Source organism: Hydrogenophaga sp. A37 (assembly GCF_002001205.1).
In the GTDB taxonomy this organism is placed as follows: Bacteria; Pseudomonadota; Gammaproteobacteria; order Burkholderiales; family Burkholderiaceae_C; genus Hydrogenophaga.
The window spans coordinates 1-22,889 of record NZ_MUNZ01000072.1 but is presented as its reverse complement, the minus strand read 5'-3'; the positions used below and the strand labels follow the sequence as shown (position 1 = coordinate 22,889).

General features: G+C 61.9%; 27 protein-coding genes. 12 read left to right on the top strand and 15 right to left on the bottom strand.

Features of this window, described 5'->3' with window-relative positions; translation table 11 throughout:
- Window positions 1-69 precede the first annotated feature (69 nt).
- Entirely contained in the window at window positions 70-1,761 is a 1,692-nt protein-coding gene (locus B0E41_RS05570; RefSeq protein ID WP_077329773.1) for an NAD+ synthase, read from the top strand.
- 88 nt (window positions 1,762-1,849) lie between these two features.
- Here B0E41_RS05570 and B0E41_RS05565 read toward each other — a convergent pair whose 3' ends face one another.
- Complete coding sequence (locus tag B0E41_RS05565) at window positions 1,850-2,890, bottom strand: asparaginase (protein WP_171984673.1); 1,041 nt, start codon at window positions 2,888-2,890, stop codon at window positions 1,850-1,852.
- Window positions 2,891-2,986: 96 nt separating this feature from the next.
- Here B0E41_RS05565 and B0E41_RS05560 point away from each other — a divergent pair, with 96 nt between their 5' ends.
- The gene (locus B0E41_RS05560; protein WP_077329769.1) at window positions 2,987-3,325 is read left to right on the top strand and encodes a P-II family nitrogen regulator; all 339 of its coding nucleotides are present in this window, start codon (window positions 2,987-2,989) and stop codon (window positions 3,323-3,325) included.
- Between the two features lie 5 nt (window positions 3,326-3,330).
- On the opposite strand, the gene B0E41_RS05555 is transcribed toward B0E41_RS05560, so the two are convergent.
- From B0E41_RS05555 to B0E41_RS05545, 3 genes are read right to left on the bottom strand one after another with little or no spacing between them, the layout of a single operon-like run.
- The gene (locus B0E41_RS05555) at window positions 3,331-3,918 is read right to left on the bottom strand and encodes a TIGR00730 family Rossman fold protein (protein ID WP_077329767.1); all 588 of its coding nucleotides are present in this window, start codon (window positions 3,916-3,918) and stop codon (window positions 3,331-3,333) included.
- A gap of 23 nt (window positions 3,919-3,941) precedes the next feature.
- Entirely contained in the window at window positions 3,942-4,340 is a 399-nt protein-coding gene (locus tag B0E41_RS05550; RefSeq protein ID WP_077329765.1) for a diacylglycerol kinase, read from the bottom strand.
- On the bottom strand, window positions 4,337-4,897 hold the full coding sequence (locus B0E41_RS05545) for an RDD family protein (RefSeq protein ID WP_077329763.1): 561 nt from the start codon (window positions 4,895-4,897) through the stop codon (window positions 4,337-4,339). Before B0E41_RS05545 ends, B0E41_RS05550 begins: the two co-directional genes overlap by 4 nt.
- Window positions 4,898-5,166: 269 nt before the next feature.
- Between B0E41_RS05545 and B0E41_RS05540 the strand changes: the two genes are divergently transcribed.
- From B0E41_RS05540 to B0E41_RS05515, 6 genes are all read left to right on the top strand, one after another.
- Complete coding sequence (locus B0E41_RS05540) at window positions 5,167-6,942, top strand: acetolactate synthase 3 catalytic subunit (RefSeq protein WP_077329761.1); 1,776 nt, start codon at window positions 5,167-5,169, stop codon at window positions 6,940-6,942.
- 122 nt (window positions 6,943-7,064) lie between these two features.
- A complete protein-coding gene (ilvN, locus tag B0E41_RS05535) occupies window positions 7,065-7,556 on the top strand; it encodes an acetolactate synthase small subunit (protein WP_077329759.1) in 492 nt (163 codons plus the stop codon).
- Window positions 7,557-7,688: 132 nt separating this feature from the next.
- A complete protein-coding gene (ilvC, locus tag B0E41_RS05530) occupies window positions 7,689-8,705 on the top strand; it encodes a ketol-acid reductoisomerase (protein ID WP_077329757.1) in 1,017 nt (338 codons plus the stop codon).
- A 123-nt stretch (window positions 8,706-8,828) separates the two neighbouring features.
- Window positions 8,829-9,638, top strand: coding sequence for a CDP-diacylglycerol--serine O-phosphatidyltransferase (pssA, locus tag B0E41_RS05525; protein WP_077329755.1), 810 nt, complete (start codon window positions 8,829-8,831; stop codon window positions 9,636-9,638).
- A gap of 234 nt (window positions 9,639-9,872) precedes the next feature.
- Window positions 9,873-11,414 (top strand): 2-isopropylmalate synthase, encoded by a 1,542-nt coding sequence (locus B0E41_RS05520; RefSeq protein ID WP_077329753.1) that lies wholly within the window; start codon window positions 9,873-9,875, stop codon window positions 11,412-11,414.
- 178 nt (window positions 11,415-11,592) lie between these two features.
- Window positions 11,593-12,864, top strand: coding sequence for a serine hydrolase (locus tag B0E41_RS05515; RefSeq protein WP_253194627.1), 1,272 nt, complete (start codon window positions 11,593-11,595; stop codon window positions 12,862-12,864).
- Between the two features lie 109 nt (window positions 12,865-12,973).
- Here B0E41_RS05515 and B0E41_RS05510 read toward each other — a convergent pair whose 3' ends face one another.
- The 7 genes from B0E41_RS05510 to B0E41_RS05480 all read right to left on the bottom strand — a co-directional run bounded on the left by B0E41_RS05510 (window position 12,974) and on the right by B0E41_RS05480 (window position 17,477).
- Window positions 12,974-13,777 carry an IclR family transcriptional regulator gene (locus tag B0E41_RS05510; protein ID WP_077329805.1) on the bottom strand — a complete coding sequence of 268 codons (804 nt, stop codon included), beginning with the start codon at window positions 13,775-13,777 and terminating at the stop codon, window positions 12,974-12,976.
- 37 nt (window positions 13,778-13,814) lie between these two features.
- Window positions 13,815-14,552: an arginyltransferase gene (locus B0E41_RS05505; RefSeq protein ID WP_077329751.1), complete on the bottom strand. Its 738-nt coding sequence runs from the start codon at window positions 14,550-14,552 to the stop codon at window positions 13,815-13,817.
- A gap of 2 nt (window positions 14,553-14,554) precedes the next feature.
- Window positions 14,555-15,319 (bottom strand): leucyl/phenylalanyl-tRNA--protein transferase, encoded by a 765-nt coding sequence (gene aat, locus B0E41_RS05500; RefSeq protein WP_077329749.1) that lies wholly within the window; start codon window positions 15,317-15,319, stop codon window positions 14,555-14,557.
- Window positions 15,320-15,323: 4 nt separating this feature from the next.
- The gene (locus B0E41_RS05495; protein WP_077329747.1) at window positions 15,324-15,698 is read right to left on the bottom strand and encodes a hypothetical protein; all 375 of its coding nucleotides are present in this window, start codon (window positions 15,696-15,698) and stop codon (window positions 15,324-15,326) included.
- Between the two features lie 329 nt (window positions 15,699-16,027).
- Window positions 16,028-16,630, bottom strand: coding sequence for a DUF2231 domain-containing protein (locus B0E41_RS05490; RefSeq protein WP_253194625.1), 603 nt, complete (start codon window positions 16,628-16,630; stop codon window positions 16,028-16,030).
- Window positions 16,627-16,959: a hypothetical protein gene (locus B0E41_RS05485; protein ID WP_077329745.1), complete on the bottom strand. Its 333-nt coding sequence runs from the start codon at window positions 16,957-16,959 to the stop codon at window positions 16,627-16,629. The genes B0E41_RS05490 and B0E41_RS05485 overlap by 4 nt, the downstream gene beginning before the upstream one ends.
- 224 nt (window positions 16,960-17,183) lie before the next feature.
- Entirely contained in the window at window positions 17,184-17,477 is a 294-nt protein-coding gene (locus tag B0E41_RS05480) for a hypothetical protein (RefSeq protein ID WP_077329743.1), read from the bottom strand.
- A 96-nt stretch (window positions 17,478-17,573) separates the two neighbouring features.
- Between B0E41_RS05480 and B0E41_RS05475 the strand changes: the two genes are divergently transcribed.
- Window positions 17,574-18,056, top strand: coding sequence for a hemerythrin domain-containing protein (locus tag B0E41_RS05475; protein WP_143433681.1), 483 nt, complete (start codon window positions 17,574-17,576; stop codon window positions 18,054-18,056).
- Window positions 18,057-18,477: 421 nt separating this feature from the next.
- Here B0E41_RS05475 and B0E41_RS05470 read toward each other — a convergent pair whose 3' ends face one another.
- The gene (locus B0E41_RS05470) at window positions 18,478-18,678 is read right to left on the bottom strand and encodes a hypothetical protein (RefSeq protein ID WP_077329741.1); all 201 of its coding nucleotides are present in this window, start codon (window positions 18,676-18,678) and stop codon (window positions 18,478-18,480) included.
- 167 nt (window positions 18,679-18,845) lie between these two features.
- On the opposite strand from B0E41_RS05470, the gene B0E41_RS05465 reads away from it, so the two are divergent.
- Window positions 18,846-19,079, top strand: a complete 234-nt coding sequence (locus B0E41_RS05465; RefSeq protein WP_077329739.1) for a hypothetical protein — start codon at window positions 18,846-18,848, stop codon at window positions 19,077-19,079.
- 45 nt (window positions 19,080-19,124) lie between these two features.
- Window positions 19,125-19,547, top strand: coding sequence for a CBS domain-containing protein (locus tag B0E41_RS05460; RefSeq protein ID WP_077329799.1), 423 nt, complete (start codon window positions 19,125-19,127; stop codon window positions 19,545-19,547).
- A gap of 39 nt (window positions 19,548-19,586) precedes the next feature.
- Here the strand turns inward: B0E41_RS05460 and B0E41_RS05455 are convergent, their stop codons facing one another.
- Complete coding sequence (locus B0E41_RS05455; protein ID WP_143433684.1) at window positions 19,587-20,993, bottom strand: sorbosone dehydrogenase family protein; 1,407 nt, start codon at window positions 20,991-20,993, stop codon at window positions 19,587-19,589.
- A 290-nt stretch (window positions 20,994-21,283) separates the two neighbouring features.
- On the opposite strand from B0E41_RS05455, the gene B0E41_RS26470 reads away from it, so the two are divergent.
- The gene (locus B0E41_RS26470; protein WP_143433680.1) at window positions 21,284-21,538 is read left to right on the top strand and encodes a hypothetical protein; all 255 of its coding nucleotides are present in this window, start codon (window positions 21,284-21,286) and stop codon (window positions 21,536-21,538) included.
- A gap of 25 nt (window positions 21,539-21,563) precedes the next feature.
- Here the strand turns inward: B0E41_RS26470 and B0E41_RS05450 are convergent, their stop codons facing one another.
- Together B0E41_RS05450 and B0E41_RS05445 are read right to left on the bottom strand one after the other, a co-directional pair.
- Window positions 21,564-21,761, bottom strand: coding sequence for a DUF6496 domain-containing protein (locus tag B0E41_RS05450; protein WP_077329737.1), 198 nt, complete (start codon window positions 21,759-21,761; stop codon window positions 21,564-21,566).
- Between the two features lie 67 nt (window positions 21,762-21,828).
- Entirely contained in the window at window positions 21,829-22,569 is a 741-nt protein-coding gene (locus B0E41_RS05445) for a Crp/Fnr family transcriptional regulator (RefSeq protein ID WP_077329735.1), read from the bottom strand.
- Window positions 22,570-22,889: the final 320 nt, after the last annotated feature.

Genomic DNA, 22,889 nt, shown 5'->3' with positions numbered 1-22,889 from the left:
ACCGATGCCGCGCGGACGTGCAATGCGACGGCCCGGCGATCCCTGTTTTTCCTGAAGTTGACCTGTTTCATGACGCTCAAAATCTGTGTGGCCCAGCTCAATTTCGTGGTGGGTGACATGCCCGGAAACGCCCGAAAAATCATTGACGCGGCTCGTGAGGCCCATGGTCGCGGAGCGCGGCTTTTGCTCACGCCCGAACTGGCGATCTGCGGCTACGCGGCAGAAGATCTGTTTCTCCGCCCGGCTTTCATCGATGCCTGTGATGATGCCCTGAAAGCCGTGGCGAGCGAGACGGCCGAACTCAAAGGCCTGCACATCGTGGTGGGTCATCCGTGGCGTGCGCTGGACGCGGGCGAGCGGCGCGAGCGCAGCGTCTCGGTGGCGCAGCTGTTCAACGCGGCGAGCGTGCTGGTTGATGGCCAGGTGAAGCACCGCTATGCCAAGCGCGAGCTGCCCAATTACCAGGTGTTTGACGAGCGCCGGTACTTCGTGCCAGGCACCGAGACCTGCGTGTTCGATGTTCCAGCCACCGACGGGGGTGCTGTGCGTGTGGGACTGCTGATCTGCGAGGACGCCTGGTTCGATGAGCCTGCGGCCGACGCGGCGGCGGCGGGCGCCCAGGTTCTGGTGGTCATCAACGCCTCGCCGTTCCACACCGGAAAAGGCGGCGAGCGCGAGGCGATGATGCGTGAGCGCGTGTTGGCAACGCGCCTGCCGCTGGTCTATGCGCACCTCGTCGGTGGGCAGGACGAAATCGTGTTTGAAGGGCGCAGCTTTGTGCTGGCCGCCGATGGGGTGGTGGCCGGTCGGGCGATCAGCTTCGAGGAAACGCTGTTCGATGTCGCCATGGACAGCGGGCCGGGCGGTTGGCAGATCGATGCGGCCATCGACCGCGCGCACAGCCTGGAGGCCGATCTGTGGCACGCGCTCGTGCTGGGCGTTCGCGACTACATCGGCAAGAACGGCTTTCCGGCCGCGATCCTCGGTCTCTCAGGCGGCATCGACTCGGCGCTGGTGCTCGCCATCGCGGTGGATGCGCTCGGCAAGGACCGCGTGCGCGCGGTGATGATGCCTTCGCCGTACACGGCCGACATTTCCTGGATCGACGCACGCGACATGGCTGCGCGCATGGGCGTGCGCTACGACGAGATCGCGATCGCGCCCCAGTTCGAGGCCTTCAAGGCCAGCCTGGCCCAGGAATTTGCGGGGCGGGCGGAAGACACGACGGAAGAAAACCTGCAGGCCCGCATCCGCGGCACCCTGCTCATGGCGCTGTCCAACAAGTTCGGCGGCATCGTGCTGACCACCGGCAACAAGAGCGAAATGGCGACCGGCTACTGCACGTTGTATGGCGACATGGCCGGCGGTTTTGCGGTGATCAAGGACGTGGCCAAGACCATGGTGTTTCGCCTCGCGCGCTGGCGCAACGCGCACGACCCCTACGGCACCGGTGCGAATCCGATCCCGGAGCGCATCATCACCCGTCCCCCCAGTGCCGAGCTGCGGCCCGACCAGAAGGACCAGGACAGCCTGCCCGAGTACGAGGTGCTGGACGCCATCATCGAGCGCTACATGGAGAACGACCAGAGCCCGGCCAGCATCGTGGCGGCGGGCTACGCGCACGCCGATGTGGACAAGGTGGTGCGACTGATCCGCATCAATGAATACAAACGTCGCCAGGCCCCGGTGGGCATCCGCGTCACCCACCGCAGTTTCGGCAAGGACTGGCGCTACCCGATCACGAGCAAGTACCGGGCGTAACCGCCCGCTGCACTTCAAGCGAGCCCCAAGGGCCCCGACACCCTTGGCCCGGTTGTCCGGTTCCGTGGTATTTCTGGGTGGTCACCGCTCAGCCTGCCAGACGTTTGAGTTGAAGCACCGAGCGCATCTCCCCAACCTCGATGCCGGCCGCGTTCCTGAGCGGAGGCGGGATGAGGCTGGCCAGCATGGCGCGGCTTTCGGCATCGAGCCAATCCAGTTGGTCCAGTGCGGAAACGAACGCCACCATCAACGGCACCAGCTGGCCCTCGCTGCACTTGGCCGCGATGCCGATCCCCCGGCTGAAACTGGCCAGGGCCTGCACGCCGTCGGCCCCAACTTTGCTCACCCAATCGCCTCGGCCCGCCCGCATCAGTGCGAGGTCGTTGCGACCCTGGCCGCTGACCAGCTCGGGGTGGCGGCACATGGCGTGCGCGATGCGTCGCGGAGCCTGTCCATACAACGGGTCGGGGGCGGGCAGCGTCAAACGGGCAAAACCGTGGGCCAGAGATCGCAGCGGCAAGGCGTAATTTGGCGCACTGCAGCCGTCGGTGCCTCGCACCAGTTGCTCGGCCGGAATCCCCGAAAAATGGCTCACGCTTTGCACGATCTGCTGTTGGACCGGGTGTTGCGTGTCCAGGTAGCCGCTCAATGGTTGCCCCAATGCGTGGGCGAGCAGCAGCATGCCCGTGTGTTTGCCCGAGCAGTTGTGGTGCAGACGGTTGAAGCGCGCGCCCGGTTCGGGCTGGAGCCCGTTGGCGCTGTAAAAGTAGGGCACATGGCTGCCGCAGGCCAGTGCCGTTTCGCTCGCGCCCATGCGGGCCAGCAGGCTGGCCACTCGGTCGGTGTGCATGGGCTCGCCGTTGTGGCTGGCGCACAGCAAGGCCACGTCCGCGTCGTCCAGGCCCAGCCGGTCGGCGGCCAGGGCGATCAACGGCATGGCTTGAAACGGTTTGAGCGATGAGCGGGTGAACAGCGGCGAATCAATGTCACCCACGCTGGCCAGCAACTCACCTTGGGCATTGACCACGGCCAGCGAACCATGGTGAACGTTCTCGGGATGACCATTCCGGTAGCTCACAACGATGGGCACATGGCGAGGCAGGGTGGTCGATGCGCGTGGGGTGAGCATGTGGTTGTTCCGTTTCTGGCGGAGTGTATGACCGCGATGTTGACCCTTGGGCATAATGATCCATTCCCTTCTTGACCCGCCCCGGAGACACATCCCATGAAGCAAATCACCGCCGTCATCAAACCGTTCAAGCTGGAAGAAGTGCGTGAAGCGCTGGCCGAACAGGGCGTGACTGGCCTGACGGTGACCGAGGTCAAGGGCTTCGGCCGGCAAAAGGGTCACACCGAGCTGTACCGTGGTGCAGAGTACGTGGTCGACTTCCTCCCCAAGGTCAAGCTGGAGGTGGTTGTCAAGTCGGTGGACGTCGAGCGCTGTGTGGACGCCATCGTCCGAGCCGCGCGCACCGGGAAAATTGGTGACGGCAAGATCTTTGTGACCTCTGTCGAGCGCGTGGTGCGAATCCGCACCGGTGAAGAAGACGAATCCGCAGTCTGATCGACTCAGATCGCGTCCACCCGCGCAGCGGGCGAAAGGCCGGCCGCCTGAACCAGATCGGGCAGCAACCGAGCAGCGTCTGCATCGACCCGAATCAGTTCCATCTGCCAGTCACCCATGAACTGCTGCTGCACGCTGGCGCGCAGGAACACCATCAGGCTGTCGTAGTACCCGCCCAGGTTGAGCAGCCCGACCGGTTTGTCGTGATAGCCCAACTGGCGCCAGGTCCAGACCTCAAAAAATTCCTCCAGCGTTCCGATGCCGCCAGGCAAGGCGAGAAACGCGTCGGCGTGTTCGGCCATGAGCCGCTTGCGCTCGTGCATGTTGTCCACGACATGCAACTCGCTGCAACCATGGTGTGCCCATTCTTTTTCCACCAGGGCTTTGGGAATGATGCCGACCACCCGTCCACCAGCGGCCATGGTGGCGTCGGCCACGATGCCCATCAGGCCGTTCCGGCCTCCGCCGTAGACCAGTTGACCGCCGTGGCGACCGATCCATTCGCCCACGCCACGCGCGGCGTTGGCGTACTCAGGGTCAGTTCCAGGGCGAGAGCCGCAGTAAACGCAAAGGGAAAACGTTGGGGTTGTCATTGTTCAGGTGCGGGTGACAGGCGTCAGGACAAACGGCTCCAGAGTGCTGCGACCCAGGTGCCTGCGCACAACAACAAGCTCAGCAACACCGCGGCGCTGCCCATGTCTTTGGCCCGCTTGGACAGGTCGTGCCACTCCGGACCGATGCGGTCAATGGCGGACTCGACACCGGTGTTGAGCAGCTCGACGATCAACACGATCAACACCACACCGGCCAGCAGCACCACCTCGACCCAGTTCCGCCCGAGCCAGAAAGCCAGGGGGATCATCGCCAACGAGGCCGTGGCCTCTTGCCGGAACGCGGTTTCTTGCCATCCGGCGCGCAGGCCGGCCAGCGAATAGCCGAAGGCGTGCCACACGCGCTGCAGTCCGGTTCGTCCCTTTTGCGCGTTCGGGGCTTCTTTGGGCATTGATGGGGTCATGAGTTGCGGCTCAGCGCTTTCTTGCGCCGGGGTATTTCAGGTGGCTGGAAGTGCACCAGGCGCGTCCCTGCCAGTGCGTCGTGCACAAACTGGCGCTGGGCATGAAACCGTGACAGCAGGGCCCAGACCAGCACCCACCCGACCAAGATCACCGACAACTCACCGCCCGGCAGCGAAAAGGCAGCGCCGCCAGCCAACGGCGGCAGCAACCAGAGCCAGCTCAAGACATAGCGCCACAGAGCCCTTGCCTGGGTCAATGGTTGACCCAGGCTGTCCACCACACGGATGTGCCATGTTTTCATGGCCAGGGTCTGACCTTTGGACCAGAACCAGACAAAGTAGATACCGAACACCACAAACAGGAAGGCCTGTTGCAGGTGGCGGTTGTCCAGCGCGTGCCGGGTCTGGGTGAGCGTTGAAAACAAGTAGCCGGCAATGAAGACCACGCCGAACAAGAGCATGCCTTCGTACAACCAGCAGGCCATTCGGCGCCTCAGTGGTGGGGCAATCAGGTCGGCCGCAATGGGAGGGCAGGGTGGCAAGGCGGATTCGTTCATCGGTCGGCGGTCTGGGCAGGGGCGGATTGTCGCACTGTGTGTGCCGCACTTATTTGCCTCACAAGGCGCGCTGATCCAGCAAAGCCGCTTCCCGGTGTCTGTTGCAGTGCGATAATGTCAGGCTGCGATTCAAAAAGGCAAACGGGTCAAGGTCCGGCGGGGTATGTGTCCGCTCATGTCCATTGGCCTCAAGTTCCAACGCCGCTTCACAAGAGTGGGCGAAGGAGCACCCAAGGTATTTCGTCAGAGAAATTCTCGAAAGGTTCATCATGGAAATCAACAAGGCCGAACTGGCCTCAGCTGCTGCTGCCTCCGGCACAGCCACTCAAGAACTCCGCGGCGCAGAGATTCTCGTCAAGGCCCTCCAGGCCGAAAACGTGAAGTACATCTGGGGCTACCCGGGTGGCTCGGTGCTGCACATCTACGACGCTTTCTACAAGCAGGACACCATCCAGCACGTACTGGTGCGCCACGAGCAGGCTGCCGTGCATGCTGCCGACGGCTACGCGCGCGCCACGGGTGACGTGGGCGTGGCGCTGGTCACATCGGGCCCGGGGGTCACCAATGCCGTGACCGGCATTGCCACCGCCTACATGGACAGCATCCCGATGGTGATCATCACCGGGCAGGTGCCCACGGCCGCGATCGGCCTTGACGCCTTCCAGGAGTGCGATACCGTCGGCATCACGCGCCCCATCGTCAAGCACAACTTCCTGGTGAAGGATGTGAAAGACATGGCGATGGTGATGAAGAAGGCCTTCCACATTGCGCGCAGCGGCCGCCCAGGCCCTGTGGTGGTGGACATCCCGAAAGACGTGTCCTTCAACAAGACCGCTTACGTTGGCTACCCCGAAACGGTGGAAATGCGATCCTATAACCCGGTGCGCAAGGGTCACGGTGGCCAGATCCGCAAGGCATTGCAGCTGCTCCTGAGCGCCAAGCGTCCCTACATCTACACCGGCGGCGGGGTGCTGCTGGGCAATGCGGTGCAGGAACTGCGCACGCTTGTAGACATGCTCGGCTACCCGGTCACCAACACCCTGATGGGCCTGGGCGCCTATCCGGCATCGGACAAGAAGTTTCTGGGCATGCCCGGCATGCACGGCACCTTTGAAGCCAACAACGCGATGCAGAACTGCGACGTGCTGCTTGCCGTGGGCGCACGCTTCGATGACCGCGTGATCGGCAATCCCAAGCACTTCGCGCAGAACGAGCGCAAGATCATCCACATCGACATTGATCCGTCGAGCATCTCCAAACGCGTCAAGGTGGACGTGCCCATCGTTGGCGACGTGAAAGACGTGCTGACCGAGTTGCTCAACATGGTGCGCGAGACCACAACTCGCGTCGAACCCAAGGCGCTCGCCGCCTGGTGGGACACGATCGAGGGTTGGCGCTCCAAGGACTGCCTGAAGTACGACCCTGGCAACGGCGATGTGATCAAGCCCCAGTACGTGGTGGAAACGCTGTGGAACATGACCAAGGACGCCGATGCCTACATCACGTCCGATGTGGGTCAGCACCAAATGTGGGCCGCGCAGTATTACCGCTTCGACGAGCCGCGCCGCTGGATCAACTCGGGTGGTCTGGGGACCATGGGCGTGGGCATTCCCTACGCCATGGGCATCAAGCTGGCCAAACCCGACAGTGAAGTTTTTTGCGTGACCGGTGAAGGCTCGGTGCAGATGTGCATCCAGGAGCTCTCGACCTGCTTGCAATACAACACGCCGATCAAGGTCGTGGCGCTGAACAACCGCTACTTGGGCATGGTGCGTCAGTGGCAGGAAATTGACTACGAAGGCCGTTACAGCCACAGCTACATGGATGCGCTGCCCAACTTCGTGAAGCTCGCCGAAGCCTATGGGCATGTCGGCATGCTGATCGAGCGGCCGCAGGACGTGGAGCCGGCACTGCGCGAGGCTCGCAAGCTCAAGGACCGCACTGTGTTCATGGACTTTCGCACCGATCCGACCGAAAACGTCTTCCCCATGGTCAAGGCCGGCAAAGGCATCACCGAGATGCTGCTGGGTTCAGAAGACCTCTGACCCTTGTCATCCTGCCCCCTTCCGTCATTGGACGGGCGGCAGCATTTTCGAAGAATCTATTTGCAGCCAAGCCTGCGCATTACCGTGCGCAGGGGAGGGCTCAGAAAAGAGGAATCTCACTCATGAAACACATCATCGCTGTCCTGCTTGAAAACGAACCCGGCGCCTTGTCTCGGGTGGTGGGCTTGTTCTCGGCACGCGGCTACAACATCGAATCGCTGACCGTGGCACCCACGGAAGATCCCTCGCTTTCGCGCATGACGATCCAGACCACAGGATCAGACGAGGTGATCGAGCAGATCACCAAACACCTGAACCGGCTGATCGAAGTCGTGAAGGTGGTGGACCTGACCGAAGGCGCCTACACCGAGCGTGAGCTCATGATGGTCAAGGTGCGTGCGGTGGGCAAAGAGCGCGAAGAGATGAAGCGCATGGCGGACATCTTCCGTGGCCGCGTGATCGACGTGACCGAGAAGAGCTACACCATCGAACTCACGGGTGACCAAGGAAAGAACGACGCTTTCCTTGAGGCCATTGACCGCAGTGCCATTCTCGAAACCGTTCGAACGGGTTCCTGTGGCATCGGGCGGGGTGAGAGAATCCTGCGCATTTGACATTTCAGGGCTCAGCCATTTGCCCGTTCGGGCTGAGCCTGTCGAAGCCTTTGTCCGCTGGACGAGGGTACCGAGAGCCCTTCGACAGGCTCGCGAAGAACGGCACCAACCTCAATTCCATTGGAGCAAAAGATGAAAGTTTTCTACGACAAAGACTGTGACCTGAGCCTGATCAAGGGCAAGACCGTGGCCATCATCGGCTACGGCTCGCAGGGTCACGCCCACGCCCAGAACCTGAACGACAGCGGCGTGAAGGTTGTGGTCGGTCTGCGCAAGGGTGGCGCCTCATGGGACAAGGTCGGCAAGGCCGGCCTGACCGTGATGGAAGTGAACGACGCCGTGAAGGCCGCTGATGTCGTCATGATCCTGCTGCCTGACGAGCAGATCGCCGAGGTCTACACCAACAACGTGGCCCCCAACATCAAGGCCGGTGCTTCACTGGCGTTTGCCCACGGCTTCAACGTGCACTACAACCAAGTCGTGCCCCGCGCCGATCTGGACGTGTGGATGGTCGCGCCCAAGGCCCCGGGCCACACCGTGCGCAACACTTACACCCAGGGTGGGGGCGTGCCCCACCTGATCGCCATCCACCAGGACAGGAGCGGCAAGGCGCGTGATTTGGCCCTGAGCTACGCCATGGCCAACGGTGGCGGCAAGGCCGGCATCATCGAGACCAACTTCAAGGAAGAAACCGAGACCGACCTGTTCGGCGAGCAGGCCGTGTTGTGCGGTGGCGCCGTCGAGCTGATCAAGATGGGGTACGAGACCCTGACCGAAGCTGGTTACGCCCCCGAGATGGCCTACTTCGAGTGCCTGCACGAGCTCAAACTGATCGTTGATCTCATCTACGAAGGTGGCATCGCCAACATGAACTACTCGATCTCCAATAACGCGGAGTTCGGCGAATACGTGACCGGTCCTGAGGTGATCAACGAAGAGTCTCGCAAAGCCATGCGCAACGCTTTGAAGCGCATCCAGAACGGTGATTACGCCAAGATGTTCATCCAGGAAGGTCGTCTGAACTACCCGAGCATGACGGCCCGCCGCCGCAACACCGCTGATCACCAAATCGAGGTGGTGGGTGCCCAACTGCGCGCCATGATGCCCTGGATTGCGAAGAACAAGCTGGTCGACCAGACACGCAACTGATCTGCGTCCAGCCCATGAAAACAAAGGCCACTTCGGTGGCCTTTGTCTTTTCTGTCACCTTTCCACTGGCTTACACTGCCCTCTTGCGCCATGAGCGCGGCACGCGGCGATAGCCGAACATCCATGCACGACGGAACCGATCCTTTGAACGAACCCAGTAGCGAGATCCGCAAACGCAGCAAAGGCATCTACATGGTGCCCAACATGATCACGCTGGCGGCTTTGTTTGGCGGGTTCTATGCCATCGTCATGGCCATGAACGGGCGCTTCGACTTGGCCACCGTGGGTATTTTTGCGGCCATGGTGCTGGACAGCCTGGACGGTCGTGTGGCGCGCATGACCAACACCCAGAGCGCCTTTGGTGAACAGATGGACTCGCTGTCCGACATGGTGTCGTTTGGCGCTGCGCCCGGGCTCGTGGCCTACGTCTGGGTGCTCAAAGACATCGGGCGCTGGGGTTGGATTGCGGCTTTCGTCTATTGCGCCTGTGCTGCACTGCGCTTGGCACGCTTCAACGTCAACACCGGTGTGGTGGACAAACGCTACTTTCAGGGCTTGCCATCCCCCGCTGCTGCCGCGTTGGTGGCCGGTTTTATTTGGTTGGCGACCGAGTTGGAACTGAACCGAACCCTGCTGGTGTGGCCCATGTTCGTGTTGACGCTATATGCCGGCCTGACCATGGTGACCAACGTGCCGTTCTATAGTTTCAAGGACTTGAGTCTCAAGAAGAGCGTGCCGTTCGCAGCCATTGTCCTGGTGGCGTTGGGTATTGCCGTGATCAACATCCATCCTCCCACCGTTTTGTTCGGTCTGTTTGTCATTTACGGCCTCTCGGGCTACGCAATGTATTTTTGGCGCAAGTCCAAAGGACGGCCGACGAGTGTCATCAGTACGTCTACCGATGAGCCCGACGAACGTGGTTTGCACGAATAGACCGCCGCTTGATGGCCACGGGTTTCCTCCACGAGGCGCGCACGTTCTTTGTGATACATTGCCAGCCATGAAACAAGTTTCGCTCTCGCTGCTACTGGGTGTCCGTCACGGGCAGGTCTGGTAACGCAAGAGCGATTTCCAACAACGGCCCGTTTGCACCCGCAGCGGGCCGTTTTGTTTTGGACTGCAGGTTTTTTCAAGCGCTGCCCACGAGGCAACCCACCGGAGAATCACATGACCGACAAACTCATCATTTTTGACACCACCTTGCGCGATGGCGAACAATCGCCCGGCGCCTCCATGACCAAGGATGAAAAACTGCGCATTGCGCGCCAGTTGGAGCGTCTCAAGGTGGACGTGATCGAGGCGGGTTTTGCGGCAAGCTCCAACGGCGACTTTGATTGTGTGCAAGCCATTGCCAACACGATCAAGGACTCCACGGTGTGTTCCCTGGCGCGGGCCAATGACAGGGATATCTCGCGGGCCGCTGAGGCGCTCAAGGGAGCACACCGGGCACGCATCCACACCTTCATCGCTACCAGCGCGCTGCACATGGAAAAGAAGCTGCGCATGACGCCCGACCAGGTGTTTGAGCAGGCCAAACAGTCGGTTCGATTCGCACGCAATCTGGTGGATGACATTGAGTTCAGTCCAGAAGACGGTTACCGGAGCGACATGGACTTCCTTTGTCGTGTTCTCGAGGCGGTGATCAAGGAAGGGGCGACCACGCTGAACATCCCGGACACCGTGGGCTATGCGATCCCTGAGTTGTATGGCGACTTCATCCGCACGCTGCGCGAGCGTGTACCCAACTCTGACAAGGCCATCTGGTCGGTGCATTGTCATAACGACCTCGGCATGGCAGTGGCCAACTCGTTGGCGGGCGTGAAGATCGGTGGTGCGCGCCAGGTGGAGTGCACCATCAACGGTCTGGGGGAGCGCGCCGGCAACTGTTCGCTAGAAGAAATCGTGATGGCGGTGCGCACCCGCCGCGACTATTTCAACCTCGACGTGGGCGTCGATGCGACGCAAATCGTGCCCGCCAGCCGCATGGTCAGCCAAACCACGGGCTTCGTGGTTCAGCCCAACAAGGCCGTGGTGGGGGCGAATGCATTTGCACACGCCAGCGGTATTCATCAGGATGGCGTGCTCAAAGCTCGTGACACCTACGAAATCATGCGCGCTGAAGACGTGGGCTGGGCCGCCAACAAGATCGTGCTGGGCAAGCTCAGCGGGCGCAACGCGTTCAAGCAACGCCTGCAGGATCTGGGCATCGAGATGGAGTCAGAGAGCGAAATCAACACGGCCTTCGCTGCGTTCAAGGAGCTCGCTGATCGCAAGAGCGAGATCTTTGACGAAGACATCCTGGCACTGTGTAGCGATGAGAGTGTGACCACGGAAAAAGAGCGCTATGGCCTGGTCTCGTTGGCCCAGCACAGCGAAACCGGAGAGCGACCGCACGCTGAAGTGGTGTTCACGATTGCCGGCAAGGAGTTCCAAGGCGCATCAGACGGCAATGGCCCTGTTGACGCATCGTTGAAAGCCATTGAAAGTCACGTCAAAAGCGGGGCGGAGTTGGTGCTCTATTCGGTGAATGCCATTACTAGCGGTTCAACTGAAAGTCAGGGTGAAGTCACAGTGCGTTTGCAGCATGGCGGGCGCGTGGTCAACGGTGTGGGAGCAGATCCTGACATCGTCGTGGCCTCTGCAAAAGCGTATCTGAGCGCCTTGAACAAGTTACAAAGCCAGGCGGATCGGGTCGCGGCCCAGGGCTAAGTTGTTGAAAATCAAATACTTAAGACGTAATTCTTCAATGGTCGCTAGAAATGCCCTGCAAATGGAGGACTGTTCTGGCGTTCACTGAGGAGTATTTCACAAGCGTTTGATATTGCTAGTTTTTTTCATAACTTCTATACTCCACTCCAGAGCAACGTCGTTGTCAGGAGTGGAGTACATGAAACCTTTTCGCGCACGCTTTTTCACGCTGTTGCAGTTCGTTGCAGCTGCTGTGACATCAGCGACCCTGATGCTGCCGCTCTCCGCGGAAGGGGCTATGGCGAAAAAGGTGGGAAACAAAGCCAAGAAGCCAGCAAGCACCCAGGTGGTCGAGCGCAAGAAGCGCGGGGCAGTGGTGGCGAAGTCGTCCATTTCGAAGAAGGTTGCGGGCAGCAGAGGCACTGCCGTGGTGAGAAAGAACCGCGGACAGGACCGCCGTGAAGTGAACCTGGCCAAGACTGACGTTCGTGACTCGAAGCGACTTGGCTCGGGTAAAAGGAAACTATCCATTCAACTCGCGAGTGGGCGCAAGTCTAAGCGTTTGACCCGGACGACCCGGGCCCGCACTCAACAGAGTGATCTTCGGATGGTGGCCCATCGCAGCCCTGCGCATGTCATGCGTGTGATGGCAGTGCCTCGTTTGTCCAACGGCGAACGGTTGGGTCTGCGTTCCGCAGACGATCCATTGGAATTGAATTCCAGTGTGGCGCTTGTGGTGGACCAGCAGACCAACGAAGTGCTTTTCAGCAAGAACGATTCGGCTGTGTTGCCCATTGCGTCACTGACCAAGCTGATGACGGGTCTGGTGATCACCGATGCCAACCTGTCGATGGACGAGCCGCTGACGATCACGCAGGATGACGTGGACACCGTCAAAAACAGCCGCTCCCGTTTGGCTGTGGGTTCGACGCTCACTCGTGGCGAGCTGATGCACCTCGCGCTCATGTCGAGTGAGAACCGTGCCGCCCATGCATTGGGTCGGACCTATCCAGGTGGCCTCGACAGTTTTGTGCGCTTGATGAACAGCAAGGCCCGTGAACTCGGTATGCGCGACACGCGGTATGTCGAGCCGACTGGTCTGTCCAGTCTCAATCAGTCCAGCGCTCGCGACTTGGCGACCCTGGTGTCTGTGGCCTATCAAAGCCCCGTCTTGCGAAGTCTGTCCACGTCACCCAGCCATCAGCTGGAGCTTGGCCACCGCGTGCTGGAGTTCAGAAATTCCAACCGTTTGATTCGTGATCCCGACTGGGAGATCGGTCTGCAAAAGACCGGCTACATCTCCGAGGCCGGTCGCTGCCTGGTGATGCAGGCCAAAGTGGCCGGTCGCCAGCTGATCATGGTGTTTCTGGATTCAGCTGGCAAGCTGAGCCGTGCTCAGGATGCCGAGCGTGTTCGGCGCTGGGTGGAAGCTCAGACTGATTTCCAGCCGGTGGTTCGCCCACAGGGTTGAGTGGTATCCACCTCAAGTAAAACGGTCCTTTTTGGACCGTTTTTTTGTGCGCGATGAGCAGGGGCAGAGCGGAACAAGTGGAAGCGCTCTTTTCCAACTTGCCCCCAAACTACCGTGGCGTGGTTTGGGCGGCCTGGGCTTTGGGGCAGCCAAGAGCTATGGAGATATCGGCCGCTGTGGCGCGCAGCTTGGGTACCCAGTTTTCATCGATGCGATCAGCCGGCGCCGAGATCGACAAACCCGCCACCAGACGGCATTGGTCGTCGTAGATACCGGCGGCCATGCAGCGCACGCCGAGTTCCAGTTCTTCGTTGTCGCGGGCCAAGCCGGCCTGGCGACATTGCTGGAGCTCGCGTTCCAGCGTGACCAGTTGGGTGAGGCTGTTTCGGGTGTTGCCCGCAAGGCCTGTGCGTGTGGCATAAGCCCGCACACGTTGCGGTTCGTCAGCAGCCAGAAAAAGCTTGCCAACGGAAGTGAGGTGCAGCGGCGCTCGGCCTCCAATGGCTCGGACCACCTGCATGCCCGAGCGCTCGCTGTAGGCGCGCTCGACGTACACGATTTCGTCGCCTTGGCGCACACTGAGGTTCACGGGTTGCTGGATCAGCTTGTGCAGCTCGCGCATCGGTGTCAGTGCCGCGTCACGCACGCTGAGACGCGCCTTCACCAGATTGCCGAGTTCCAGAAGGCGCATGCCCAGCCGGTAGCTTCCTGCTTCCGGTCGATCAACAAAACGGCCAATCGTCAGGTCGTTGAGGATGCGATGGGCGGTGGACGGATGAAGTCCCGTCTTTTCACTGATTTCTTTGAGAGACACCGGTTCTTCCCGCGAAGCGAGCACTTCGATCAAGTTGAACATCCGTTCGATGACTTGAACGGTGGGTGTGCTGGGCAGGGAGTCGGATCGTTTGGTCATGGCCGCCATATGGTTAGGGCCATTTTACAAGATGAAATCAAAGGCCTGGCACCCAGCGGCCGTCTCTCAACAGTTCATGGGGTTGAAAGCCAGCCTTGTAGCCCATTTTCTGGCTTTGCTCGATCCAGTAGCCGAGGTACATGTGCGGCAGTCGCAGTGCCTGAGCCTGCTCAATCTGCCACAACACACTGTAGGTGCCATAGCTCGCGCGGCTGTCGGGCTCGTAGAAGGTATACACCGCCGACAGCCCGTCGCTGAGCACATCGACGATGGACACCATCACCAGGCGAGCAGGCTGGTCCCCGTTGGCCGGTTCATGGAATTCAACCAGCCTTGAATTGACGCGGCTTTGCAGGAGAAACTGGGTGTACTGGTCGATGCTGTCCTGGTCCATGCCGCCGCCAGCATGGCGGCTGGTCTGGTAGCGTAGGTACAGCTCATAGTGTTCTGGAACGAAGCAAAGACTGAGCACCCGCGTTTCCAGGTGGGCGTGACGCGATTGGCAGCGCCGCTGACTTCGGGTGGGCTTGAATCGCCCCACAGGCACCCTGAGTGGCACGCAGGCCTGGCACCCATCGCAATAGGGTCGGTACACGAACATGCCGCTGCGGCGAAAGCCGTGGGTCACCAGATCCGAGTAAGCGTCGTTGTGGATGAGGTGGCTCGGCGTGGCCACCTGGGAACGCGCTTGGCGTCCCGCGATGTAGCTGCACGGGTAGGGCGCCGTGGCGTAATACTGCAGCGCCTGCAGTGGGAGTTCTTTGAGGTGGGTCACGCTCAAACGCCGTGGTCGGTGAGGAGGTGATTCCAGTATACGTTCCGAAATCGCCAGACCGGGGCTCGGTGCTGCGTCGTCTGCCGCAGGTGCAGGCCGAATGCGCTGCGCGGCATCAAAGTCCCGCCCAGTGAAGCGAGGTGGGGCGTGTCTTGTTGGCAGTCGATCAGTGGGATGTGTTCTGCGCGACAAAACGCCACCAGTGCACACAGTGCGATCTTGGATGCATCGCTTCGCCGGCTGAACATGGATTCTCCAAAGACCATGGCCCCCAGGTTGATGCAATACAGGCCGCCAGCGAGTTCGCCGTCGATCCAGGTCTCGACGCTGTGGGCGATGCCAGCGTGGTGCAGCCGGACGTAGGCCTGCTCCATGGCGGGCAGGATCCAGGTCCCCGATTGTTCACCGCGTGGCGTGTGCGCGCAGGCGCGGATCACCCGTTCGAAATCGTGATCGAAACGGATCTCGAGGCGCTGTTCGGCTCGAAGCTTGTTCAGCGTCTTGCGCAGCGAACGGTGCAGGCGAAAAGCCTCCGTCCGCAACACCATGCGCGGATCGGTGCTCCACCAGAGAATGGGTTGTCCCGCGCTGTACCAGGGGAAGATGCCTTGTGAATAGGCAGAAACCAGGGTCTGCACATCGAGCGCGCCACCGGCAGCGAGCAAGCCACTGGCGGGATCTTGGGCGCCCCAGGCACGGTCCACCGAAGGGAAGGCATCGCCTGGCTCAAGCCAGGGCAGTTCTGGGGTGCGTGCAGCGAGAGACATGCGTCTATTGTCGGGCGGGCGACAGTCTGATCCGTCGAATGCTGGTCACCAGGGCCGTTGTCAAAGCGATCCCCGTGCCATCGGCCAGCAGGTCCAGTCCATCACCATGCCGCCACCCGGTGGCCGATTGCGCCAGTTCGATCACCGCCCCATAGACCAACAGGCCCAGGCAGATGCGCCACAGGTGGTGAGGGTAGGCACAGTGGCCCAGCAGTGTGAGCGCGACGAATCCACCGGCGTGCTGGGCTTTGTCCCAGATGTCGAATGTCTGGGGTGGCAAATACGCCACCGGCAGCAACGACAGAATGGCCACCACGACGGCACAGAGCCAGAAGGCGGACTTCGTCAACAGGAGCAGCAGCGAGGGCGAGGAATGCATGTGAAACAGATGTCGCAATCCCGATGTCGACAAGGATGCCCGAAGGACTTATTCAAGATAAGGAAGCGTACCAGTCCTTTGTGCCGTGGTCGGGGGTGGGCTGCCCAGGGCCGATGGAGGTCAAGGTGGTGCAAGACGTGAAACGCTCGCGCCGATTCGTTCAGCGCTTGGGTTTGCGATGGGGGTTCGCAGGCGGAATGCCTGTGTCGCCTGGATGGTCTGGACTGAATGGAAGGTCTGAGGTGGGGCCGCCTCTTCTCGGTCCCGGCTTGCGCAACAAGGCCCATCCCGATACCCGAACGCCTGCCTCTGCTACCCCTCTGGCTGTGTCACCCTTGCAAGGGCCGAGCAGGTTGAGCTGGCGAAGGTGCGGGCGAGTCCACGGCGGCGCCGGGATCTTCTTCACCGGCCACCGAGCTCAGCAACTCAGCGGTGGGGTTGTCCATCGGTGTTGGCGCGGTGTGGGTGGAGGGGAGCGAACTGGGCGCATCGAGGTGGGCGCCCACGCGCACGCCCACCCCCAACTGGGTGACGAGCTCGCCGCCCAGCCATGCGGTGCCGAACAGGATGGCGCCGGCCAGCAAGCTCAAACCCCACGCCACCGTGGGCGCAGGCTGGCCGGGTTCTCGCATGTACCAACTCAATGCAAACACCAACAACGCCACCACGTTGCCGCCGCCATGCCATGCACCCACCCTGTGCGCACGTGTACCGCGAGGGATGCGGCGCCAGTCGAGCCAGCCAAACGGCGCGGCCACCAAGCCGCCGAGCAGGCCCAGACCCAGCAGGCCGCGTGCCAACTCGCCCACACCCGTTGCAACACCAGCGAGCACAGCGACATCGACCAGCACCGAAGTGAACAACAGCCCGGCCGGAAACACCACCAGCATGAGGTGCACGGGGTGGCCCAACAGGTTGAGGGTTCGGCTCACTGCTCGGTGCCTTCATCGGGCAATGGGTAGGCGTCGGCAACGTACGCTGGCCCTTTCATCACCCGGACGATGAAACAACCCAGGCCCACGGTGAGCACCAGCATTCCGTGTAGCAACATCAAGCCGACCATCATGTAGTCCCACTGCAGCAGGACCCTTTCATCGCCTGCGAACAAGGGGTCGGCCCATGCAAGCAGCCGGTTCAACAGCGACAGGGCGACCGGCAACAGTGAGCCCCACAACAGGATCGATGGCAGGCGTTTCCAGATGCGGTGCTCCAGGCCTGGCGGCGACTGCACGAAACCGGGGAGTTTGTTGAAGAGGTTCATGAAGAACTGGCTACTGGCCTGAGGGTGGGGGCATGTTGACTGCCCCGCAACCTGGCTCTGGCAAGCCGTGTTCCCGGCGGCACCAGACGATGTTTTCCTCGTCGGCTTTCCTCCTTCCTGTGCGGTTCCTTCGGTCGAACGCTGGACCAGAAAAAGGGGCTTGTTCAGGAACGGGATTTGCCACCTGAGAAGGCGTTCGGTCGTCCGAGACCGTCGCCACCCGTTCAACCCACAGGAGAATTTTCATGTCCCCGAACAAGCAGCGTCAGCAAGGCCAAGGCCAGCACCCACAGGAGCAAAGGCAGCAAGGCCAGAACCAGAGCCCAGGACGGAACCAGGGTCGGCAAAGTGATGAGAGTGACCGGTCCGGTCAGCGCGAGCAAAGCAACCCTGGTGGCACCCAGCAGCAGAGCCGCAAGGACGTCAATCCCTCTCAGCAACAGGATGGTTCCCTCCAGCGCGAGCGGGGGTCGGATGAAGGCCCTCGCCGCCCAGGCGGAAACAACGCCGTGTGACATCACAGATGCCGCTTGCGCTCCCTTCTTCTCAATGGACGGGGACTTTGTCTCCCCCGATCCCAACGCATTCACCCCACACCGATTCAGGAGATTCCCATGGCCACCACCCGCACCGAAGCAGATGCCTGCGCGCTTCTGGACGCCGATCACAAGGCGGTCAAGAAACTGTTCAAGGCGTATGACGAACTGGCGCACTCCCACGCGCGAGACGTCGCGCAGAAGAAACTGGAACTGGCACGTGAAATCTGCCGGGAGCTGACGGCCCACGCCACGATCGAAGAAGAAATCTTCTACCCCGCCTTGCGGAATGCGATGAAAGACACCGAAGCCCTTGCCGAAGCCGAAGTGGAGCACGCGGGTGCCAAGGACCTCATTGCACAGATCGAGGCGTTGGATGAAGTCGACGAGATGTTCGATGCCAAGGTCAAGGTGCTGAGCGAATACATCGACCACCACGTGAAAGAGGAAAGAAACCAGATTTTCCCCAAGGCCAGGGCCGCGCGCTCGCTGGACCTCATTGCGATGCGTGAGGAACTGCAGGGCCGCAAGGAAGAGCTCATGAACATGGCGGAAGCCTGAACATTTTTCGGCAACCCCTTCCACACTCTTTGTGCAGATGCCTTCGGCGTTGTGAGCGCTGTGAGCGTCTATTTTTTTTGGGCATGGGGTTTGCCGACCTGAACTGGGCACCGTTCTTCCGTACCGGTGCCCATTTTTCTAGGAGACATCAAGATGGCATCCCACAAGAATGATCATCCATTCCCGTCCGCCGTCGATGGGCGAAACAAGCACCGCAACAGCGGCAGCACCCATCAAATTTCGGGCCACCCAGCGCGAAACGACGGCTCTCAGAACAGAACGGGCGGTGCAACCGACCCAAGTGCATCCCAGGGCTCACAGCCTGACTGGGATGGCATCCACAGCTTCCGCCACGGCAGTGGCGGCGTTGATCTGCCGCCAGCCCCAGGCCGTCACCAATACAAGAACGGTGATCGCTGATTCAAGCCAGCAGCACCGCGATGAAAGCGAACATGAATATCTGAAGGACAGCCATGCCGGGCAACACGATGGGCATGTATGAGATGACATCGTCCAGGACGTTCTGTGCTTTTTCGTCCGTGTACGCGGCGAACTCCGGGTCGGAATAGTCCTTGGGGTGCTCGGCCAGGGCCTGGTCGGGGGGCGGTTGGTGGTTGGTCATATCGATCTTTCAAGAGTGGTCGACACCCCTTCGGGGCAAGCCATGTGCCGGAGGAAGAACTGCGGTGCAGCCGAACATTCAAGACTGGCATCCGTGGTGAACCGAACAGACTTCCCCTCTGTTGCGGAAGAAGATGGTTGACCCAACGAACACTCAAGGAGCGCCCCATGGCGAAATGCGAAACCTGTGGCAACGCCTACGACAAGTCATTTGAAGTCGTCATGCGGGGCGCAACGCATGTATTTGACAGCTTTGAATGCGCCATTTACGCGCTGGCGCCTGCGTGTGAACACTGTGGTGTGCGTGTGATCGGGCATGGCGCAGAGAAAAATGGCCGCATTTTTTGCTGTAGCCATTGCGCGGGACAAGCCGGCATGACCGAACTTCGCGACCGCGCCTGAATGGGTTCCTGTGGCCCTTGGTTCAACCTCAAACTGGAGATAGAGATGCAACTGCTCAAAGACGTGATGAGCCCCGACGTGCAGGTGATCGGCCCTGAGGCGACCTTGCAGGACGCCGCGGCGCTGATGCGGGACGAAGGCTTCGGGATGCTGCCCGTGGGCGAGAACGACCGGATGATCGGCACCGTGACCGACCGCGACATTGCCGTGCGTGCCGTCGCAGAAGGGAAGGGCAGCGACACCCGGGTTCGCGACGTGATGTCGAAGGACGTGATCTGGTGCTACGAGGACGACACCGTGGAGAAAGGCGCTCACACGATGAGCACGTGTCAGGTCAGGCGCTTGCCGGTGGTAAACAGCGACAAGCGCCTGGTGGGCATCGTGTCACTCGGCGACTTTGCCGTCGCGGTCGAAGACATCCAGCCCACCGCCGATGCCTTGGTGGGCATTTCGCAGCCGGAGGCCTGAACCGGCTCCGCACCACCTGGGGGTGACGGGCTGGACCGCTTACCGCTGGCTGGTGGGTTCGCTGGACGTGTCGCTGAAAGGCAGCAGGGAGGCGATGACCCGCGCCACCCGCACGAGCGGCCCGGGCTGGTCCGTTCCGGACGAAGCCTGCGCGGCCTCGCCGACCACGCGCCAGATCACATTGCCCACGTCGTCGGCCACGAGCAAGGCGCCTTTGCCGTCGATGGCCACACCCACGGGACGGCCGCGGGCCTTGCCGTCGTCGTCGAGGAAGTCGGTCAGCACGTCCACCGGCCGCCCGCTGGGCAACGCGCCCGAGAAGGGCACGTAGATCACTTTGTAGCCACTTGGCGGGTTGCGGTTCCATGAGCCGTGCTGGCCGACGAACATGCCGTTGACGCCGAACGGCCCGCCCAGCGTGTTGCCCTGCGCCGATGCCAGTCCCAGCGACGCGGTGTGGTTGCCCAGCGCGTAGTCAGGCTTGATGGCCTTGGCCACCAGGTCGGGACGCGGTGGCTGGGGCCGCGTGTCCACGGTCTGGCCGTGGTAGCTGTAGGGCCAGCCGTAGAAGCCGCCGTCGCGCACCGAGGTCATGTAGTCGGGCACCAGGTCGGAGCCCAGTTCGTCGCGTTCGTTGACCGAGGTCCAGAGGGTGTCACCCTGCCAGGCCATGCCCACGGGGTTGCGCAGCCCGCTGGCGAAGATCCGGCCGGTGCCGCTCGCACGGTTAAATTCCCAGATCGCCGCGCGCCCCTCTTCGTGCCCCATGCCGTGCTCGGCCACGTTGCTGTTCGAACCCACCGACACATACAAGCGGCTGCCGTCGGCGCTGGCCAGCAAACCCTTGGTCCAGTGGTGGTTGAGCGGTCCGCCGGGCAGATCGGCGACCTTGCTCACCGGGCCGCTGGCCTGGGTGTCGCCGGTCTGGTAGGGCACCTTCACCAGCGCATCGGTGTTGGCGATGAACAGTTCGTTGCCCACCAACGCCATGCCGAAGGGCGAGTTCAGGTTCTCCAGGAACACTGTGCGTTGCTCGGCCGTGCCGTCGCCGTCGGCATCGCGCAGCAGCGTGATGCGGTTGGCGCTGGGGGTCGCGGCGCCAGCGCGTTTCATGGCCCATCCCATGACCTTTCCCCTGAAGCCCTGCAACTCATCGCGCAGGGGGCGCTGGGGTGCATTGGTCTCGGCCACCAGCACGTCGCCGTTGGGCAGCACATGCAGCCAGCGCGGGTGGTCCAGCCCATCGGCGAACCGCCGTACCTTGGTGCCGGTGGCGGCCGTGGGCGCCTCGCCTTCGGCCCACGACTGGGCCTGTGCGATCCGGACCGTGGGAATCCATGTTTCGACGGGCGTGGGCAGTGGCGGGTCGACGCCGTAACCGGTGTCCGCCTGCAGCTTGGCCGATTCGCCGCAAGCGCTCAACACCAAGCCTGCCAGGGCGAACAGGGGCCAGGCCGGTGAGGAGTGGTTGGTGGTGCTCTGGGGCGTCGCGGCTCCGCCGTGGCGCGAAGGCGCGGTGAGTGGGTTCGAGGTGTTCAAGGGGGTTCTCCTGAGATGAAACACCCCCGCCGCGCTTCGAGGCGGGTGGCGCTCCGGCGCCGTGGAAAGACGCACAGAGCGGGGCAAGGTGCGTGCCCGCCGGCCTGGCCGCCTTTGTATCGAATGGTCAATGGGCGCCCGAATTGCCTGTTGGGGGTTCCAACGTGCTTGTTGGTACCAACCTGGAGGAATCTGCCATGCGCACCGTTTTCACCCCACCCGTCCGTGTCTGGACCCTCATCGGCGCGGTATCCGTGTCCCTTCTTTCACTGACCGCCTGCGACCGCACGACGGAAGGGATGCCGGCGCCCACCGGCAGCATGGAGCGCCCTAACGACGCCAACCGTGCTCCTGCGACGCCCGCCACGCCGGCCGATCCGCCAGCACAGGCCATCCCCCCTGTGCAGCCCGATTCACCCCCCGCGCCGGGCACCGGCGGCACCGCCCAGTAAGCCCGGTGGTGCCGGGCCCTTGTCGTCAAGCGCTCTTTGAGCGCTTCTTCTTCGGTGGGCCCGGCACCCGGCCGCCCGCGTCGCGCGCTTCGGACAACGCGATGGCGATCGCCTGTTTGCGGTTGCGCACCTTGTCTCCGGAGCTGCTTTTAAGCTCGCCTTCCTTGAACTCGTGCATCACCTTGCCGACTTTTCGTTCGGTGGTGGCATCGGTCTTCGCCATGGTTTGACTCCTTCGTGCATCGATGTGAAACGCACCACGCTCCGGCGCGCCGGAGCACTGGCATCTCTCAAGCGGCTCTGAGCAGGCAGGCCTGACAGGCCGCCACAGGCAGCAGGCGCTGGTACTCGTCGCGCAGCACCCCGTAGCACTCGCAGGCCTGCTCTTCAAGGCCTTCGCGGTCCAGCACCTGGACATGGCCGCGGGTGTATCGGATCAGGCCGAGCTTCTGCAGCAACAGCGCGCCTTCGGTCACCCCTTCACGGCGCACCCCCAGGCGCATGGCGATTTGTTCCTGGGTCATCAGCACCTCGTCACTGCCGGAGCGGTCGGCCTGCTGAAGCAGGCAGAACGCCACCTGTTGCGTGATCACGTGGTGCCGGGTGCAGGTGGCGCGCTGCGCGGTCTGGGTCAGCAGTGCTTGCGTGTAGCCCAGCAGCAGACGCATGGTCGCGCCCGCGCGGTTGAACTCACTCCGGATGACGCCGGCAGGAATGCGGAAGGCTTCGCCGGTGGTCAACACCGTCGCGCAGCCGCACATGGGTCCGCCACTCATGAAGAGGCAGACCCCCAACAAGCCTTCGTTGCCCACGAGCGCGGACTCCACACAGTCCCCGTCCACCGTCACGTACATGAGAGAGGCGAGCAGCGTGGTGGGAAAGTAGGCATGCGACAGGGTCTCACCCGAGTCATAGATGGTTTGATTTCGCGTGAGGACCACACGCTCTGCATAGGGTTGAAGGCGCAACCAATCCGCCTGTCCCAGAGCAGCAAGCAGGTGGTTGTCAAAGGGGCTGGATGGGTTTTGCATGGTCATTTCCTTGAAAGAGGAGGGCCGGGCCGCGGGACGAACCAGGCGCAACCACAGAGGCAAACGAGATGCCAGGTATGCGGGCTTGATGGTTCACAACCTCTCAACCCGGAGTGGGCCTGACGGTCCAGGGCCGTCATGGGTATCCATCTCCATTCGGGCACACACCTTGCCAATTCAGGGCGCCGCCATTTCAACGAACACGCACGCATCGACCCAGGAGTCACCAATGGACACACTTTTTTCGTTCGGAAGTCTCCTTCCCCTCTGGACCTTTCATTCACCCGACGTTCCGCCCCCCACGCCCCCTGCGCCCGAAG